This is a genomic window from Pseudomonas sp. MAFF 730105 (assembly GCF_055380705.1).
Genome location: NZ_AP018438.1, coordinates 5,929,817 through 5,945,064, shown reverse-complemented (window position 1 = coordinate 5,945,064; position 15,248 = coordinate 5,929,817). Strand labels below are relative to the sequence as shown.

The window sequence follows — 15,248 nt, the reverse complement described above, 5'->3', positions numbered from 1 at the left end:
AGGCTAGGAGTTAATTGTCGTGGCTAAAGAAAAATTTGAACGTAACAAACCGCACGTCAACGTTGGCACCATCGGTCACGTTGACCACGGTAAAACCACTCTGACCGCTGCTCTGACCCGCGTCTGCTCCGAAGTTTTCGGTTCGGCCAAGGTTGACTTCGACAAGATCGACAGCGCCCCGGAAGAAAAAGCTCGCGGTATCACCATCAACACCGCTCACGTTGAATACGATTCGGCCGTGCGTCACTACGCACACGTTGACTGCCCAGGTCACGCCGACTACGTAAAAAACATGATCACCGGTGCTGCCCAGATGGACGGCGCGATCCTGGTTTGCTCGGCCGCTGATGGTCCGATGCCACAAACCCGTGAGCACATCCTGCTGTCCCGTCAGGTAGGCGTTCCGTACATCGTTGTCTTCCTGAACAAGGCTGACATGGTTGACGACGCTGAGCTGCTGGAACTGGTTGAGATGGAAGTGCGCGACCTGCTGAGCACTTACGACTTCCCAGGTGATGACACTCCAATCATCATCGGTTCGGCTCTGATGGCTCTGAACGGCCAAGACGACAACGAAATGGGCACCACTGCTGTCAAGAAGCTGGTGGAAACTCTGGACAGCTACATCCCAGAGCCAGAGCGTGCTATCGACAAGCCGTTCCTGATGCCAATCGAAGACGTATTCTCGATCTCCGGTCGCGGTACTGTTGTGACTGGTCGTGTTGAGCGTGGCATCGTTCGCATCCAGGAAGAAGTTGAGATCGTCGGTCTGCGCGACACTCAGAAAACTACCTGCACCGGCGTTGAAATGTTCCGCAAGCTGCTGGACGAAGGTCGTGCTGGCGAGAACTGCGGCGTGCTGCTGCGCGGCACCAAGCGTGACGACGTTGAGCGTGGTCAGGTTCTGGTCAAGCCAGGCACCGTCAAGCCACACACCAAGTTCGTTGCAGAAGTTTACGTTCTGAGCAAGGAAGAAGGCGGTCGTCATACTCCGTTCTTCAAAGGCTACCGTCCACAGTTCTACTTCCGTACAACTGACGTGACTGGTAACTGCGAGCTGCCAGAAGGCGTTGAAATGGTAATGCCAGGTGACAACATCCAGATGACTGTCACTCTGATCAAAACCATCGCGATGGAAGACGGTCTGCGTTTCGCTATCCGTGAAGGCGGTCGTACCGTCGGCGCTGGCGTCGTAGCCAAAGTCATCGAGTAAGTCTCTTTTAGAGTCTGCCTGATGAGTTGAAAAAGCCCCCGCTTAGCGGGGGCTTTTTTATTGGGTTGACACCTATCAGGGGCGTCTATAGAATTGCGCCTCCTTTTAACGGGCGTATTGCGCCCGGTGGGAATAGCAGCCGGAGTCTGAAATCCAATGCAAAATCAGCAAATCCGTATCAGGTTGAAGGCTTTTGACCATCGCCTGATCGACCAATCCACCCAGGAAATCGTGGAAACCGCGAAACGTACTGGTGCTCAAGTGCGTGGTCCAATTCCATTGCCTACCCGTAAAGAGCGGTTCACCGTTCTGGTCTCCCCGCACGTCAACAAAGACGCGCGTGACCAGTACGAGATCCGTACTCATAAGCGCGTTCTGGACATCGTCCAGCCAACGGATAAAACCGTTGATGCACTTATGAAGCTCGATCTTGCGGCCGGTGTGGAAGTGCAGATCAGCCTCGGCTAAGACTCGGTCTTAGTCGTGTAACGCTCTGAAATGGGCGGCCATAGCGGGTGAAAGCCCCGTACACTCATGAGGTTTACAACATGACTATTGGTGTAGTCGGTCGTAAATGCGGTATGACCCGTATTTTCACCGAAGAAGGTGTCTCCATTCCGGTCACGGTCATTGAGATCGAGCCGAATCGCGTCACCCAGTTCAAAACTGAAGAGACCGATGGCTATCGTGCAGTGCAAGTCACTGTCGGCGAGCGTCGTGCTTCGCGTGTAACAGCTGCTCAAGCTGGCCACTTCGCCAAGGCGAACGTTGCCGCTGGTCGTACCGTACTGGAATTCCGTCTTGAAGAAGGCGAGTACCAGGCCGGCGATCTGATCAACGCTGAAATCTTCGCTGCTGGTCAACTGGTTGATGTAACCGGTCAGTCCAAAGGTAAAGGCTTCCAGGGTACGATCAAGCGTTGGAACTTCCGCGGGCAAGATAACACCCACGGTAACTCCGTATCCCACCGCGTTCCAGGCTCTATCGGCCAGTGCCAGACTCCTGGTCGTGTATTCAAGGGCAAGAAAATGTCCGGTCATATGGGCGCCGAGCGCGTGACCGTGCAGTCCCTCGAAGTAGTGCGCGTGGACGCTGAACGCAATCTGTTGTTGGTCAAGGGCGCTGTTCCTGGCGCTACTGGCGGCAACGTGGTTGTACGTCCAGCAGCCAAGGCTCGCGGTTAAGGGGAAGCTGACATGCAATTAAATGTAAATGACGCTCAAGCGATCGAAGTTTCCGAACTGACATTTGGCGGCGAATTCAACGAGACGCTGGTTCACCAAGCAGTCGTGGCCTACATGGCTGGCGGCCGTCAAGGTAGCAAGCAGCAAAAGACCCGTTCCGACGTTTCCGGTGGCGGTAAGCGCCCATGGCGTCAGAAAGGTACTGGCCGTGCTCGTGCCGGTACTATCCGTAGCCCAATCTGGCGTGGCGGCGGTACCACTTTCGCAGCTCGTCCTCAGGATCACTCCCAGAAGCTGAACAAGAAGATGTATCGCGCAGCAATGCGTTCCATCCTTGCTGAGCTGGTGCGTACTGATCGTCTGGTCGTGGTTCAGGACTTCGCTGTTGAAGCACCGAAAACCAAAGATCTGCTGAACAAGCTGAACGGCATGGGCCTGACTGACGTCTTGATCGTGTCTGACGCTGTTGATCAGAACCTGTACCTGGCTGCTCGTAACCTGCCGCACGTCGATGTTCGTGACGTACAGGGTTCCGATCCGGTCAGTCTGATCGCATACGACAAGGTGTTGATCACCGTGTCGGCCGTGAAGAAATTCGAGGAGCTGCTGGGATGAACCAGGAACGCGTATTTAAAGTTCTGCTTGGCCCGCACGTTTCCGAGAAGGCTACGGTTCTGGCAGACAAGAAAGGCCAGTTCGTTTTCAAGGTTGCTACCGACGCAACCAAGCTGGAAATCAAGAAGGCCGTCGAAAGCCTGTTCAGCGTGAAAGTAGAGCGCGTGACTACCCTGAACGTTCTGGGTAAAAGCAAGCGCACTGCTCGCGGTCTGGGCAAGCGTAATGACTGGAAGAAGGCAGTTATCTCCCTTCAGCCAGGCCAAGATCTCGATTTCAGCAGCAGTGCTGAGTAAGGAAGGGGTGCATCATGGCAATCGTTAAATGCAAACCGACTTCCCCTGGCCGCCGTTTTGTGGTCAAGGTGGTCAACCAGGAGCTGCATAAAGGCGCTCCTCACGCACCGCTGCTCGAGAAAAAATCGAAGTCTGGTGGTCGTAACAACAATGGCCGTATCACTACACGTCACGTGGGTGGTGGTCATAAGCAGCATTATCGTCTGGTCGACTTCCGTCGCAACGACAAGGATGGCATCGCTGCCACCGTCGAGCGTATCGAATACGATCCAAACCGTACTGCTCACATCGCTCTGCTGCTGTACGCAGATGGCGAGCGTCGCTACATCATCGCCCCTAAAGGCGTGAGTGCTGGCGACCAGCTGATCGCAGGTGCCCTGGCACCGATCAAGCCGGGCAACGCTCTGCAACTGCGTAACATTCCAGTTGGTAGCACCGTACACGGCATCGAATTGAAGCCAGGTAAAGGCGCGCAAATCGCTCGTTCCGCTGGTGCTTCGGCTCAGCTGATCGCTCGTGAAGGTGTCTACGTGACCCTGCGTCTGCGTTCTGGTGAGATGCGTAAAGTACTGGCTGAATGCCGTGCGACCCTGGGCGAAGTCTCGAACTCCGAGCACAGCCTGCGTTCGTTGGGTAAAGCTGGTGCCAAGCGCTGGCGTGGCGTTCGCCCAACCGTTCGTGGTGTTGCCATGAACCCGGTTGACCACCCACATGGTGGTGGTGAAGGTCGTACCTCTGGTGGTCGTCATCCGGTATCGCCATGGGGCTTCCCGACTAAGGGCGCGAAGACTCGTGGTAATAAGCGTACCGACAAAATGATCGTCCGTCGTCGCAAGTAAATAGAGGGATACGACAGTGCCACGTTCTCTGAAAAAAGGTCCTTTTATTGATCTTCACCTACTGAAGAAGATCGAAGTGGCGGCGGAAAAGAACGATCGCAAACCAGTTAAGACCTGGTCGCGTCGTTCGATGATCCTGCCACAAATGGTCGGTCTGACCATCGCAGTACACAACGGTCGCCAGCACGTCCCAGTTCTCGTGAACGAAGACATGGTCGGCCACAAACTGGGCGAGTTCGCCGGTACCCGCACATACCGTGGGCACGTGGCTGACAAGAAAGCCAAGCGTTAAGGGGTAAGGAAATGGAAGTAGCCGCTAAGTTGTCGGGCGCTCGAATCTCCGCCCAGAAAGCCCGCTTGGTCGCCGACCAGATCCGCGGGAAGAAGGTGGGCGAAGCGCTCAACCTGTTGGCTTTCAGCAGTAAGAAAGCCGCCGAGATCATGAAAAAAGTGCTGGAGTCGGCCGTAGCCAACGCCGAGCATAACGAAGGCGCAGACGTTGATGACCTGAAAGTCAGCACCGTTTTCGTCAACGAAGGGCGTTCGCTGAAGCGCATCATGCCACGTGCCAAAGGCCGTGCTGATCGCATCGTCAAGCGGTCTTGCCATATCACTGTCAAGGTTGCTGACAAGTAACGGAGTCGAAGAGATGGGTCAGAAAGTACATCCCATTGGCATTCGCCTGGGAATCGTCAAGGAGCACACCTCCGTCTGGTACGCAGACGGTCGGACTTATGCGGACTACTTGTTCGCTGATCTGAAGGTGCGTGAGTATCTCCAAGACAAACTAAAAAGCGCGTCCGTAAGCCGTATCGATATCCATCGTCCGGCTCAGACTGCACGTATCACCATCCACACCGCTCGTCCAGGTATCGTTATCGGGAAGAAAGGTGAAGATGTTGAGAAACTGCGTCAGGACCTGACCAAGCAAATGGGTGTGCCTGTGCACATCAATATCGAAGAGATCCGCAAGCCGGAACTCGACGGTATGCTGGTTGCGCAGAGCGTAGCTCAGCAGCTGGAGCGTCGCGTAATGTTCCGTCGCGCTATGAAGCGCGCTGTACAGAACGCAATTCGCATTGGTGCCAAAGGCATCAAAATCCAAGTGAGCGGTCGTCTCGGCGGTGCTGAAATCGCACGTACTGAATGGTATCGCGAAGGTCGTGTGCCACTGCACACCCTGCGTGCCGACATCGACTATGCCAACTACGAAGCTCACACCACCTACGGTGTGATCGGTGTAAAGGTTTGGATCTTCAAAGGCGAAGTAATTGGTGGTCGCCAAGAAGAGCTGAAACCACAAGCACCAGCGCCTCGTAAAAAAGCTGCTAAGTAAGGGGTACGCCAAATGTTGCAACCAAAGCGTACGAAGTTCCGCAAGCAGATGACCGGTCACAACCGTGGCCTGGCATTGCGCGGTAGCAAAGTCAGCTTCGGCGAGTTCGCGCTGAAGTCTGTTGCTCGTGGTCGTCTCACCGCTCGTCAGATCGAGTCAGCGCGTCGTGCTCTGACCCGTCACGTAAAACGTGGCGGCAAGATCTGGATCCGTGTATTCCCGGACAAGCCTGTCACCAAGAAGCCACTCGAAGTTCGGATGGGTAAAGGTAAGGGTAACGTGGAGTACTGGGTTGCCCAGATTCAGCCAGGCAAAGTCCTGTATGAAATCGAGGGTGTTTCTGAAGAGCTGGCGCGTGAGGCTTTCGCCCTGGCTGCTGCAAAGCTGCCGCTCGCCACCTCCTTTGTTAAACGGACGGTGATGTGATGAAAGCGAATGAACTTCGTGAGAAATCAGCACAGCAGCTGAACGAGCAACTGCTCGGCCTGCTGCGCGACCAGTTCAATCTGCGTATGCAGAAAGCAACTGGCCAGTTGGGGCAGTCTCATCTGCTCTCGCAAGTTAAGCGTGACATCGCTCGCGTGAAAACTGTGCTCAACCAGCAGGCAGGTAAGTAATCATGGCTGAAGCCGAAAAAACTGTCCGTACGCTGACTGGCCGTGTTGTCAGCGACAAGATGGACAAAACCATCACCGTTCTGATCGAGCGTCGCGTTAAGCACCCGATCTACGGTAAATACGTTAAGCGTTCGACTAAGCTGCACGCGCACGACGAAACCAATCAGTGCCACATCGGCGACAAGGTCACTATTCGTGAAACCCGTCCGATGGCCAAGACCAAATCTTGGGCGCTGGTTGATGTTCTCGAACGCGCTGTGGAAGTCTAAGGGCTAGGGGTCGGAGAAATTATATGATTCAGACTCAATCCATGCTTGATGTGGCCGATAACAGCGGCGCTCGCCGCGTTATGTGCATCAAGGTGCTGGGTGGCTCCCATCGTCGTTACGCTGCTATTGGCGACATCATCAAAGTTACCGTCAAGGAAGCAATTCCTCGCGGTAAAGTGAAGAAAGGTCAAGTGATGACTGCTGTTGTAGTCCGCACTCGCCATGGTGTTCGTCGCGCTGACGGCTCCATCATCCGCTTTGATGGCAACGCTGCTGTTCTGTTGAACAACAAGCAAGAGCCAATCGGCACCCGTATCTTTGGGCCAGTGACCCGTGAACTTCGTACTGAGAAGTTCATGAAGATCGTCTCGCTCGCCCCAGAAGTGCTGTAAGGAGATCCGACATGCAAAAGATTCGTCGTGACGACGAGATCATCGTGATCGCCGGCAAAGACAAGGGCAAGCGCGGTAAGGTGCTCAAGGTTCTCGCTGACAACCGTCTGGTTGTTGGTGGTCTGAACCTGGTCAAGCGCCATACCAAGCCTAACCCGATGTCGGGCGTACAGGGCGGTATCGTCGAGAAAGAAGCGCCACTGCACGCTTCCAACGTCGCCATTTTCAACGGCGAAACCAACAAGGCTGACCGCGTTGGTTTCAAAGTAGAAGACGGCAAAAAAATTCGTGTCTTCAAGTCGACCCAAAAAGCGGTTGATGCTTGAACACTGCTAGGTAGAAGACCATGGCACGACTGAAAGAGATTTACCGGAAGGAAATCGCACCGAAGCTTAAGGAAGAACTTAAGCTGGCGAACGTGATGGAAGTTCCGCGCATTACCAAGATCACCCTGAACATGGGTCTGGGCGAAGCGATCGGTGACAAGAAAGTCATCGAGCACGCGGTAGCTGACCTGGAGAAGATCACCGGCCAGAAAGTCGTTGTGACTCACGCTCGCAAATCCATCGCTGGCTTCAAAGTCCGCGAAGGTTGGCCGATCGGTGTCAAAGTGACCCTGCGTCGCGATCGTATGTACGAGTTCCTGGATCGTCTGCTGTCGATCTCCCTGCCTCGGGTTCGCGACTTCCGCGGCCTGAATGCCAAGTCCTTCGACGGTCGTGGCAACTACAGCATGGGCGTGAAAGAGCAGATCATTTTCCCGGAAATCGATTACGACAAGATCGATGCTCTGCGCGGTCTGGACATTACCCTGACCACCACTGCCAAATCGGATGACGAAGGTCGCGCTCTGCTGCGTGCTTTCAAATTCCCGTTCCGCAACTGATTGGAGTAGGAAAATGGCCAAGAAGAGCATGAAGAACCGTGAGCTGAAGCGTCAGCTCACCGTTGCCAAGTACGCCACCAAGCGTGCAGCGCTGAAAGCTATCATCGTTGATCTGAACGCAAGTCCAGAAGCACGTTGGGAAGCGACCGTAGCACTGCAGAAGCAGCCACGTGACGCAAGCGCCTCGCGCATGCGTAACCGCTGCCGCCTGACTGGTCGTCCGCACGGCGTATACCGCAAGTTCGGCCTCGGCCGTAACATGCTGCGCCAAGCTGCAATGCGTGGTGACGTTCCAGGTCTGGTTAAAGCCAGCTGGTAAGCACTGTCAAAGTCTCGGTGTTCGGGATCTCAGGATCCTGACCGCCGGTGGCCTTGAAGCAGAATCAAGCCCCTTTTGGGGCTTGATTCATTTCTGGGGTATGTCTAGAATGACCGGCTCGCCTGAGCCCGTGTTTTTTATGCCCGGGGTTTCTCGGCGACACGTAGTAGCCGCAAGGCTAATTTTTTTGCATTAGGAGCGTCTAGCCCATGAGTATGCAGGACCCGTTAGCGGACATGCTAACTCGAATCCGTAATGCCCAGATGGCTGAAAAGTCCGTCGTAAGCATGCCGTCTTCCACGTTGAAGGTGGCTGTAGCAAAAGTCCTGAAGGACGAAGGTTACATCGCGGGTTATCAGATCAGCAGCGAAATCAAGCCACTGCTGTCCATCGAGCTGAAATACTTCGAAGGCCGTCCGGTCATCGAGGAAGTGAAGCGCGTTAGCCGTCCAGGCCTGCGTCAGTACAAGTCCGTCGAGGATCTGCCGAAAGTTCGCGGCGGTCTGGGCGTGTCTATCGTCTCCACCAACAAAGGTGTGATGACTGATCGTGCTGCGCGCGCTGCCGGTGTCGGCGGCGAAGTTCTTTGCACTGTGTTCTAAGGGGGGATAAGCATGTCTCGCGTCGCTAAGAACCCCGTTAAGCTGCCAGCCGGTGTCGAAGTCAAATTCGCAGGCCAACAGCTTTCGGTGAAGGGTGCCAAGGGCACTCTTGAACTGAACATCCATTCGTCCGTTGAGATCGTTGAAGAAGCCGGTGAGCTGCGTTTCGCTGCTCGCAATGGCGATCAACAGACTCGCGCAATGGCTGGTACCACTCGTGCGTTGGTAAACAACATGGTCCAAGGCGTAAGCCAAGGCTTCGAGCGCAAGCTCCAGCTGGTCGGTGTTGGTTACAAAGCGCAAGCAAAAGGCTCGGTTCTGAACCTGGCTCTTGGCTTCTCGCACCCAGTGGATTACGAACTGCCGGAAGGCATCACCGCTGAGACTCCTAGCCAGACCGATATCCTGATCAAGGGCATCGACAAGCAGCTGGTAGGTCAAGTGGCCGCCGAGATCCGCGACTTCCGTCCACCAGAGCCGTACAAAGGCAAAGGTGTGCGCTACGCGGACGAAGTCGTCCGTCGTAAAGAAGCCAAGAAGAAGTAGGGCATAGCAAATGACCGACAAAAAAGTTACTCGACTGCGTCGCGCTCGCAAAGCACGCCTGAAAATGCACGAACTCGAAGTCGTGCGTCTCTGCGTGTTCCGCTCTTCGCAGCACATCTACGCCCAGGTCATTTCGGCCGACGGCAACAAGGTCCTGGCAAGTGCCTCGACTTTGGATAAAGAACTGCGTGATGGTGCCACCGGCAACATCGACGCGGCCACTAAGGTTGGCCAGCTGGTCGCTACGCGTGCTAAAGCCGCTGGCGTCTCGCAGGTGGCTTTCGACCGCTCTGGCTTCAAGTACCACGGCCGCGTCAAGGCGCTGGCTGATGCTGCTCGTGAAGCTGGGCTGGAGTTCTAAGTTATGTCAAATAACGACCAAAAGCGCGACGAAGGCTACATCGAGAAGCTGGTTCAAGTTAACCGCGTAGCCAAAACCGTTAAAGGCGGCCGTATCTTCACTTTCACCGCGTTGACCGTGGTTGGTGATGGTAAAGGCCGTGTTGGCTTCGGCCGTGGCAAGTCGCGTGAAGTGCCTGCTGCGATCCAGAAGGCAATGGAAGCTGCTCGCCGCAACATGATCCAGGTTGATCTGAACGGCACCACCCTGCAGTACGCAATGAAGTCTGCCCATGGCGCTTCGAAGGTGTACATGCAGCCTGCTTCTGAAGGTACCGGTATCATCGCTGGCGGCGCTATGCGTGCTGTCCTCGAAGTTGCTGGCGTTCAGAACGTTCTGGCCAAGTGCTACGGCTCGACTAACCCAGTAAACGTGGTTCACGCCACTTTCAAGGGTTTGAAAGCAATGCAGTCTCCTGAATCCATTGCCGCCAAGCGTGGCAAAAGCGTCAAGGAGATCTTCTGATCATGGCTACCGTAAAAGTTACGCTGATCAAAAGCATGACCGGCCGCATCCCTAACCACAAACTGTGCGTTAAGGGTCTGGGTCTGCGTCGCATCGGTCACACTGTAGAAGTCCAGGATACTCCCGAGAATCGCGGGATGATCAACAAGGCTTACTACATGCTGCGTGTCGAGGGTTAATCGATGAAACTCAATGATCTGAGTCCAGCGCCGGGTTCCCGTCGCGAAAAGCATCGTCCGGGCCGTGGTATCGGTAGTGGTTTGGGCAAGACCGGTGGCCGTGGCCACAAAGGTCAGACCTCCCGCTCCGGTGGCACCATTGCTCCAGGCTTTGAAGGCGGTCAACAGCCGCTGCATCGTCGCCTGCCGAAGTTCGGTTTCGTTTCCCTGAAGGCCATGGACCGCGCAGAAGTGCGTCTGTCCGAGCTGGCTAAAGTGGACGGCGACATCGTCACCGTGCAGTCCCTGAAGGATGCCAACGTGATCAACCAGAACGTACAGCGTGTGAAAATCATGCTGTCGGGCGAAGTTGCTCGCGCTGTCACCATCGGAAAGGGAATCGGCGCCACCAAAGGTGCGCGTGCGGCTATCGAAGCAGCTGGCGGCAAGTTCGAGGAATAAATGGCTAAGCAAGGTGCTCTCTCTGCGCTCGGCAAAGGCGGTATGTCTGAACTCTGGGCTCGTCTGCGTTTTCTGTTCCTGGCGATTATCGTCTACCGAATAGGCGCACACATCCCGGTTCCAGGTATCAACCCGGACCGACTCGCAGACCTGTTTCGACAGAATGAGGGGACCATTCTTAGCTTGTTCAACATGTTTTCCGGCGGCGCGCTTGAGCGGATGAGCATCTTTGCACTGGGGATCATGCCGTACATTTCGGCATCGATCATCATGCAACTGATGACAGCCGTCAGCCCGCAACTGGAGCAGTTGAAGAAGGAAGGTGAAGCTGGCCGTCGCAAGATCAGCCAGTACACCCGCTACGGCACTGTCGTACTCGCTCTCGTCCAGGCCATTGGCATGTCCATTGGCCTGGCAGGGCAGGGCGTTTCGTTCACTGCTGACTTCAGCTTCCATTTCGTCGCGGTTTCCACGTTTGTGGCAGGCGCGATGTTCATGATGTGGTTGGGTGAGCAGATTACTGAGCGTGGTGTTGGCAACGGTATCTCGATGTTGATCTTCGCAGGTATCGTCGCCGGTCTTCCGAGAGCGATCGGGCAGTCTTTCGAGTCTGCGCGTCAGGGTGATATCAACATTTTCGCCCTGGTTGCCATCGGTTTGCTGGCAGTAGCGATTATCGGTTTCGTGGTGTTCATTGAGCGTGGTCAGCGTCGTATTGCTGTTCACTACGCCAAGCGTCAGCAGGGCCGCAAGGTGTTTGCTGCGCAGACCAGCCACTTGCCGTTGAAGGTGAACATGGCCGGCGTTATCCCGGCTATTTTCGCGAGCAGCATCTTGCTGTTCCCGGCTTCGTTGGGTGCCTGGTTCGGCCAGTCTGAAGGTATGGGCTGGTTGCAGGACATCTCGCAGTCGATCGCTCCTGGTCAGCCGTTGAATATTCTGCTGTTTAGTGCAGGGATTATTTTCTTCTGCTTCTTCTATACGGCGTTGATGTTCAATCCGAAAGACGTAGCGGAAAACCTGAAGAAGTCCGGTGCCTTTATTCCGGGTATCCGTCCAGGTGAGCAGTCTGCGCGCTACATTGATGGCGTTCTGACTCGCTTGACCATGTTCGGTGCTCTTTACATGACGGCCGTCTGCTTGTTGCCCCAGTTCCTGGTGGTTGCGGCAAACGTACCGTTCTACCTTGGCGGGACCTCGTTGCTGATCGTGGTCGTGGTTGTGATGGACTTCATGTCCCAAGTACAATCGCACCTCGTTTCGCACCAGTACGAATCCCTGATGAAGAAAGCCAACCTGAAGGGCTACGGCAGCGGCATGCTGCGCTGAGTAGCGTCCATAAGGTTCGAGGAGTTGGTGATGAAAGTTCGTGCATCGGTGAAAAAGCTGTGCCGTAACTGCAAGATTATTCGCCGCGAAGGTGTTGTTCGAGTAATTTGCAGCGCGGAACCGCGTCACAAACAGCGCCAAGGCTGAGTGTGATTGTGCTTTAAGCCCGGCAGCTAGTGCGCTGCCGGGTTGATTATTTGTTATTACAGCGATATTATCTCGCGCCCTATTTCTTGGCTTCCGGGGCGTAGGTAGCTGTCAATTGGAGTCCCACTGAATGGCCCGTATTGCAGGCGTCAACATTCCAGATAACAAGCATACTGTTATCTCGCTGACCTACATCTATGGTGTTGGTCGCACTACTGCGCAGAAAATTTGTGCAGTGGCTGGGGTCAACCCAGCGGCAAAGATCAAAGATCTGAGCGACGAGCAGATTGAACAGCTGCGTGGCGAAGTGGCGAAGTTCACCACTGAAGGTGACCTGCGTCGCGAAGTCAACATGAAAATCAAGCGCTTGATGGACCTCGGTTGCTATCGCGGTCTGCGTCATCGTCGTGGTCTGCCAGTACGCGGTCAGCGTACCAAGACCAACGCGCGTACCCGTAAAGGTCCGCGTAAGCCGATCCGCAAGTAATCGCCCCAGCGAATCGACAGGAATTTAATCATGGCAAAACCTGCTGCTCGTCCTCGTAAAAAAGTTAAAAAGACAGTGGTTGATGGCATCGCCCACATCCATGCTTCTTTTAACAACACCATCGTGACCATTACCGACCGTCAAGGTAACGCTCTTTCCTGGGCTACCTCCGGTGGTTCGGGTTTCCGCGGTTCCCGCAAGTCCACCCCGTTCGCTGCTCAAGTAGCTGCTGAGCGTGCTGGTCAAGCTGCGCTGGAATACGGCCTGAAAAACCTCGACGTCAACGTCAAGGGTCCAGGTCCAGGTCGTGAATCCGCAGTTCGTGCTTTGAACGGCTGTGGCTACAAGATCGCCAGCATCACCGACGTGACGCCAATCCCGCACAACGGGTGCCGTCCGCCGAAGAAGCGCCGCGTGTAATCCAGGAGATTGTAAAGAATGGCTCGTTACATTGGTCCAAAATGCAAACTCGCTCGTCGCGAAGGCACCGATCTCTTCCTGAAGAGCGGCGTGCGCGCGATCGAATCGAAGTGCAACATCGAAGCAGCACCTGGTATCCACGGCCAACGCCGCGGTCGCCAGTCCGATTACGGCACCCAACTGCGTGAAAAGCAGAAGGTCCGTCGTATCTACGGCGTTCTCGAGCGTCAATTCAGCGGCTACTACAAAGAAGCTGCTGGCAAGAAAGGCGCAACCGGCGAAAACCTGTTGCAACTGCTCGAATGCCGTCTGGACAACGTTGTATACCGTATGGGTTTCGGTTCTACTCGTGCCGAATCCCGTCAGCTGGTATCGCACAAGTCGATCAGCGTTAACGGTCAAACCGTAAACGTTCCGTCCTACCAGGTTCGTGCTGGTGACGTGGTTGCTGTTCGCGAGAAAGCAAAGAACCAACTTCGCATTGTCCAAGCTCTCGATCTGTGTGCCCAACGTGGCCGCGTAGAATGGGTAGAAGTAGACACTGAGAAGAAGTCGGGCGTTTTCAAGAACGTTCCAGCTCGCAGTGATCTGTCCGCCGACATCAACGAAAGCCTGATTGTCGAGCTCTACTCCAAGTAAGGGCTAGAAAATAGGTGCATCCATGCAGATTTCGGTAAATGAGTTCCTGACACCCCGCCATATTGATGTGCAGGTTGTCAGTCCAACCCGCGCCAAGATCACTCTCGAGCCTCTCGAGCGTGGTTTCGGCCACACCCTGGGCAACGCGCTGCGCCGCATCCTGTTGTCCTCAATGCCCGGCTGTGCAGTAGTCGAGGCCGAGATTGACGGTGTACTCCACGAGTACAGCGCCATCGAAGGCGTACAGGAAGATGTCATTGAAATCCTGTTGAACCTTAAAGGTCTGGCTATCAAGCTGCACGGTCGTGACGAAGTTACGCTGACCTTGTCGAAGAAGGGTTCGGGGGTGGTTACCGCTGCCGATATTCAGCTGGATCATGATGTCGAGATCGTTAACCCCGATCACGTAATCGCTAACCTGGCGTCTAACGGCGCCCTGAACATGAAGCTCACCGTAGCTCGTGGTCGTGGTTATGAACCGGCAGACTCGCGTCAGAGCGATGAAGACGAAAGCCGCAGCATCGGTCGCTTGCAGCTTGACTCTTCGTTCAGCCCGGTTCGCCGTATCGCATACGTGGTGGAAAACGCCCGTGTCGAACAGCGCACCAACCTGGACAAGCTGGTTATTGATCTGGAAACCAACGGTACCCTGGATCCTGAAGAGGCTATCCGCCGCGCTGCAACCATCCTGCAACAGCAGTTGGCTGCGTTCGTCGACCTCAAGGGTGACAGTGAGCCAGTGGTTGTCGAGCAGGAAGACGAGATCGATCCGATCCTGCTTCGCCCGGTTGACGATCTGGAACTGACTGTACGTTCGGCTAACTGCCTTAAGGCGGAAAACATCTACTACATCGGCGACCTGATTCAGCGCACCGAAGTAGAGCTGTTGAAGACTCCGAACCTTGGCAAGAAATCCTTGACTGAAATCAAGGACGTTCTGGCCTCCCGCGGTCTGTCCCTCGGCATGCGCCTCGACAACTGGCCGCCTGCAAGTCTTAAGAAGGACGACAAGGCGACTGCCTGATCGTCGTAATCACCGAACGTTGTGTTTGGTAAGGAATGAACCATGCGTCATCGTAAAAGTGGTCGTCACCTGAGCCGCACCAGCTCGCACCGCAAGGCCATGTTCCAAAACATGGCGGTGTCGCTGTTCGAGCACGAGCTGATCAAAACTACACTGCCGAAAGCCAAAGAACTGCGTCGCGTTGCTGAGCCGCTGATCACTCTGGCCAAGACAGATAGCCTGGCTAACCGCCGCCTGGCTTTCGACCGTACTCGTTCGAAAGCTATCGTTGGTAAGCTCTTCAACGACCTGGGCAAGCGTTACGCTACCCGTGAGGGTGGCTACCTGCGCATCCTCAAGTGCGGTTTCCGCGCTGGCGACAACGCGCCTATGGCGTACGTCGAGTTGGTTGATCGTGCTACCGGCGGTGAAGCTGTATCCGCTGAGTAAGACGGCAATATACAAAGAACCGGGCCTAGTGCCCGGTTTTTTGTGCCTGATAGAAAAGCAAAGGAACCGTTGCGGCTGGCTTCGCTATTGGCAACAGGGCAACGTTAGATAATGACTATCGACGCCCATGATTTAATAAATTTGGATACTGTCACTAACATGTTCGATACTCCT

General features: G+C 55.1%; 29 protein-coding genes. All 29 read left to right on the top strand.

Features of this window, described 5'->3' with window-relative positions; genetic code table 11:
• Positions 1-19: 19 nt before the first annotated feature.
• The 29 genes from tuf to rplQ all read left to right on the top strand — a co-directional run bounded on the left by tuf (position 20) and on the right by rplQ (position 15,074).
• A complete protein-coding gene (tuf, locus tag PCOSP_RS26200) occupies positions 20-1,213 on the top strand; it encodes an elongation factor Tu (RefSeq protein WP_053191465.1) in 1,194 nt (397 codons plus the stop codon).
• A gap of 156 nt (positions 1,214-1,369) precedes the next feature.
• Positions 1,370-1,681, top strand: coding sequence for a 30S ribosomal protein S10 (rpsJ, locus tag PCOSP_RS26195; protein WP_003186070.1), 312 nt, complete (start codon positions 1,370-1,372; stop codon positions 1,679-1,681).
• An 80-nt stretch (positions 1,682-1,761) separates the two neighbouring features.
• Positions 1,762-2,397 (top strand): 50S ribosomal protein L3, encoded by a 636-nt coding sequence (gene rplC / locus PCOSP_RS26190; protein WP_041022493.1) that lies wholly within the window; start codon positions 1,762-1,764, stop codon positions 2,395-2,397.
• A gap of 12 nt (positions 2,398-2,409) precedes the next feature.
• A complete protein-coding gene (gene rplD, locus PCOSP_RS26185; RefSeq protein ID WP_003186057.1) occupies positions 2,410-3,012 on the top strand; it encodes a 50S ribosomal protein L4 in 603 nt (200 codons plus the stop codon).
• On the top strand, positions 3,009-3,308 hold the full coding sequence (gene rplW / locus PCOSP_RS26180) for a 50S ribosomal protein L23 (RefSeq protein WP_002555488.1): 300 nt from the start codon (positions 3,009-3,011) through the stop codon (positions 3,306-3,308). The genes rplD and rplW overlap by 4 nt, the downstream gene beginning before the upstream one ends.
• 14 nt (positions 3,309-3,322) lie before the next feature.
• Positions 3,323-4,147, top strand: coding sequence for a 50S ribosomal protein L2 (rplB, locus tag PCOSP_RS26175; RefSeq protein ID WP_007924198.1), 825 nt, complete (start codon positions 3,323-3,325; stop codon positions 4,145-4,147).
• Between the two features lie 16 nt (positions 4,148-4,163).
• Complete coding sequence (gene rpsS, locus PCOSP_RS26170; RefSeq protein WP_002555486.1) at positions 4,164-4,439, top strand: 30S ribosomal protein S19; 276 nt, start codon at positions 4,164-4,166, stop codon at positions 4,437-4,439.
• 11 nt (positions 4,440-4,450) lie between these two features.
• Complete coding sequence (gene rplV / locus PCOSP_RS26165) at positions 4,451-4,783, top strand: 50S ribosomal protein L22 (protein WP_003103908.1); 333 nt, start codon at positions 4,451-4,453, stop codon at positions 4,781-4,783.
• Between the two features lie 13 nt (positions 4,784-4,796).
• On the top strand, positions 4,797-5,483 hold the full coding sequence (gene rpsC / locus PCOSP_RS26160) for a 30S ribosomal protein S3 (protein ID WP_024778328.1): 687 nt from the start codon (positions 4,797-4,799) through the stop codon (positions 5,481-5,483).
• Positions 5,484-5,495: 12 nt separating this feature from the next.
• On the top strand, positions 5,496-5,909 hold the full coding sequence (gene rplP / locus PCOSP_RS26155) for a 50S ribosomal protein L16 (protein WP_003186052.1): 414 nt from the start codon (positions 5,496-5,498) through the stop codon (positions 5,907-5,909).
• Positions 5,909-6,100: a 50S ribosomal protein L29 gene (gene rpmC / locus PCOSP_RS26150; RefSeq protein WP_002555481.1), complete on the top strand. Its 192-nt coding sequence runs from the start codon at positions 5,909-5,911 to the stop codon at positions 6,098-6,100. Before rplP ends, rpmC begins: the two co-directional genes overlap by 1 nt.
• Positions 6,101-6,102: 2 nt before the next feature.
• On the top strand, positions 6,103-6,369 hold the full coding sequence (rpsQ, locus tag PCOSP_RS26145; protein WP_003194644.1) for a 30S ribosomal protein S17: 267 nt from the start codon (positions 6,103-6,105) through the stop codon (positions 6,367-6,369).
• Between the two features lie 23 nt (positions 6,370-6,392).
• A complete protein-coding gene (rplN, locus tag PCOSP_RS26140; protein WP_024778329.1) occupies positions 6,393-6,761 on the top strand; it encodes a 50S ribosomal protein L14 in 369 nt (122 codons plus the stop codon).
• Between the two features lie 11 nt (positions 6,762-6,772).
• Positions 6,773-7,087, top strand: coding sequence for a 50S ribosomal protein L24 (gene rplX, locus PCOSP_RS26135; protein WP_003186046.1), 315 nt, complete (start codon positions 6,773-6,775; stop codon positions 7,085-7,087).
• A 20-nt stretch (positions 7,088-7,107) separates the two neighbouring features.
• Positions 7,108-7,647, top strand: a complete 540-nt coding sequence (rplE, locus tag PCOSP_RS26130) for a 50S ribosomal protein L5 (protein WP_024778330.1) — start codon at positions 7,108-7,110, stop codon at positions 7,645-7,647.
• Between the two features lie 13 nt (positions 7,648-7,660).
• Positions 7,661-7,966, top strand: a complete 306-nt coding sequence (gene rpsN / locus PCOSP_RS26125) for a 30S ribosomal protein S14 (RefSeq protein WP_003186042.1) — start codon at positions 7,661-7,663, stop codon at positions 7,964-7,966.
• Between the two features lie 209 nt (positions 7,967-8,175).
• Entirely contained in the window at positions 8,176-8,568 is a 393-nt protein-coding gene (rpsH, locus tag PCOSP_RS26120) for a 30S ribosomal protein S8 (protein ID WP_017848802.1), read from the top strand.
• A gap of 12 nt (positions 8,569-8,580) precedes the next feature.
• The gene (gene rplF / locus PCOSP_RS26115; RefSeq protein WP_024077677.1) at positions 8,581-9,114 is read left to right on the top strand and encodes a 50S ribosomal protein L6; all 534 of its coding nucleotides are present in this window, start codon (positions 8,581-8,583) and stop codon (positions 9,112-9,114) included.
• Positions 9,115-9,124: 10 nt separating this feature from the next.
• Complete coding sequence (rplR, locus tag PCOSP_RS26110; protein ID WP_003186037.1) at positions 9,125-9,475, top strand: 50S ribosomal protein L18; 351 nt, start codon at positions 9,125-9,127, stop codon at positions 9,473-9,475.
• 3 nt (positions 9,476-9,478) lie between these two features.
• Positions 9,479-9,979 carry a 30S ribosomal protein S5 gene (gene rpsE / locus PCOSP_RS26105; protein WP_003186035.1) on the top strand — a complete coding sequence of 167 codons (501 nt, stop codon included), beginning with the start codon at positions 9,479-9,481 and terminating at the stop codon, positions 9,977-9,979.
• Between the two features lie 2 nt (positions 9,980-9,981).
• Positions 9,982-10,158 (top strand): 50S ribosomal protein L30, encoded by a 177-nt coding sequence (gene rpmD, locus PCOSP_RS26100; RefSeq protein ID WP_003176408.1) that lies wholly within the window; start codon positions 9,982-9,984, stop codon positions 10,156-10,158.
• A 3-nt stretch (positions 10,159-10,161) separates the two neighbouring features.
• Positions 10,162-10,599 carry a 50S ribosomal protein L15 gene (rplO, locus tag PCOSP_RS26095; RefSeq protein WP_003186032.1) on the top strand — a complete coding sequence of 146 codons (438 nt, stop codon included), beginning with the start codon at positions 10,162-10,164 and terminating at the stop codon, positions 10,597-10,599.
• Entirely contained in the window at positions 10,600-11,928 is a 1,329-nt protein-coding gene (gene secY, locus PCOSP_RS26090; protein ID WP_139650135.1) for a preprotein translocase subunit SecY, read from the top strand.
• 30 nt (positions 11,929-11,958) lie between these two features.
• The gene (gene rpmJ, locus PCOSP_RS26085) at positions 11,959-12,075 is read left to right on the top strand and encodes a 50S ribosomal protein L36 (RefSeq protein WP_002555468.1); all 117 of its coding nucleotides are present in this window, start codon (positions 11,959-11,961) and stop codon (positions 12,073-12,075) included.
• A 130-nt stretch (positions 12,076-12,205) separates the two neighbouring features.
• Positions 12,206-12,562 carry a 30S ribosomal protein S13 gene (gene rpsM, locus PCOSP_RS26080; protein ID WP_024778332.1) on the top strand — a complete coding sequence of 119 codons (357 nt, stop codon included), beginning with the start codon at positions 12,206-12,208 and terminating at the stop codon, positions 12,560-12,562.
• Between the two features lie 30 nt (positions 12,563-12,592).
• Positions 12,593-12,982: a 30S ribosomal protein S11 gene (rpsK, locus tag PCOSP_RS26075; RefSeq protein WP_002555466.1), complete on the top strand. Its 390-nt coding sequence runs from the start codon at positions 12,593-12,595 to the stop codon at positions 12,980-12,982.
• A gap of 18 nt (positions 12,983-13,000) precedes the next feature.
• On the top strand, positions 13,001-13,621 hold the full coding sequence (gene rpsD / locus PCOSP_RS26070) for a 30S ribosomal protein S4 (protein ID WP_003176404.1): 621 nt from the start codon (positions 13,001-13,003) through the stop codon (positions 13,619-13,621).
• A gap of 22 nt (positions 13,622-13,643) precedes the next feature.
• Positions 13,644-14,645 (top strand): DNA-directed RNA polymerase subunit alpha, encoded by a 1,002-nt coding sequence (locus tag PCOSP_RS26065; RefSeq protein WP_003186012.1) that lies wholly within the window; start codon positions 13,644-13,646, stop codon positions 14,643-14,645.
• A 42-nt stretch (positions 14,646-14,687) separates the two neighbouring features.
• Positions 14,688-15,074: a 50S ribosomal protein L17 gene (rplQ, locus tag PCOSP_RS26060; protein ID WP_024778333.1), complete on the top strand. Its 387-nt coding sequence runs from the start codon at positions 14,688-14,690 to the stop codon at positions 15,072-15,074.
• The last annotated feature ends 174 nt before the right edge of the window (positions 15,075-15,248 follow it).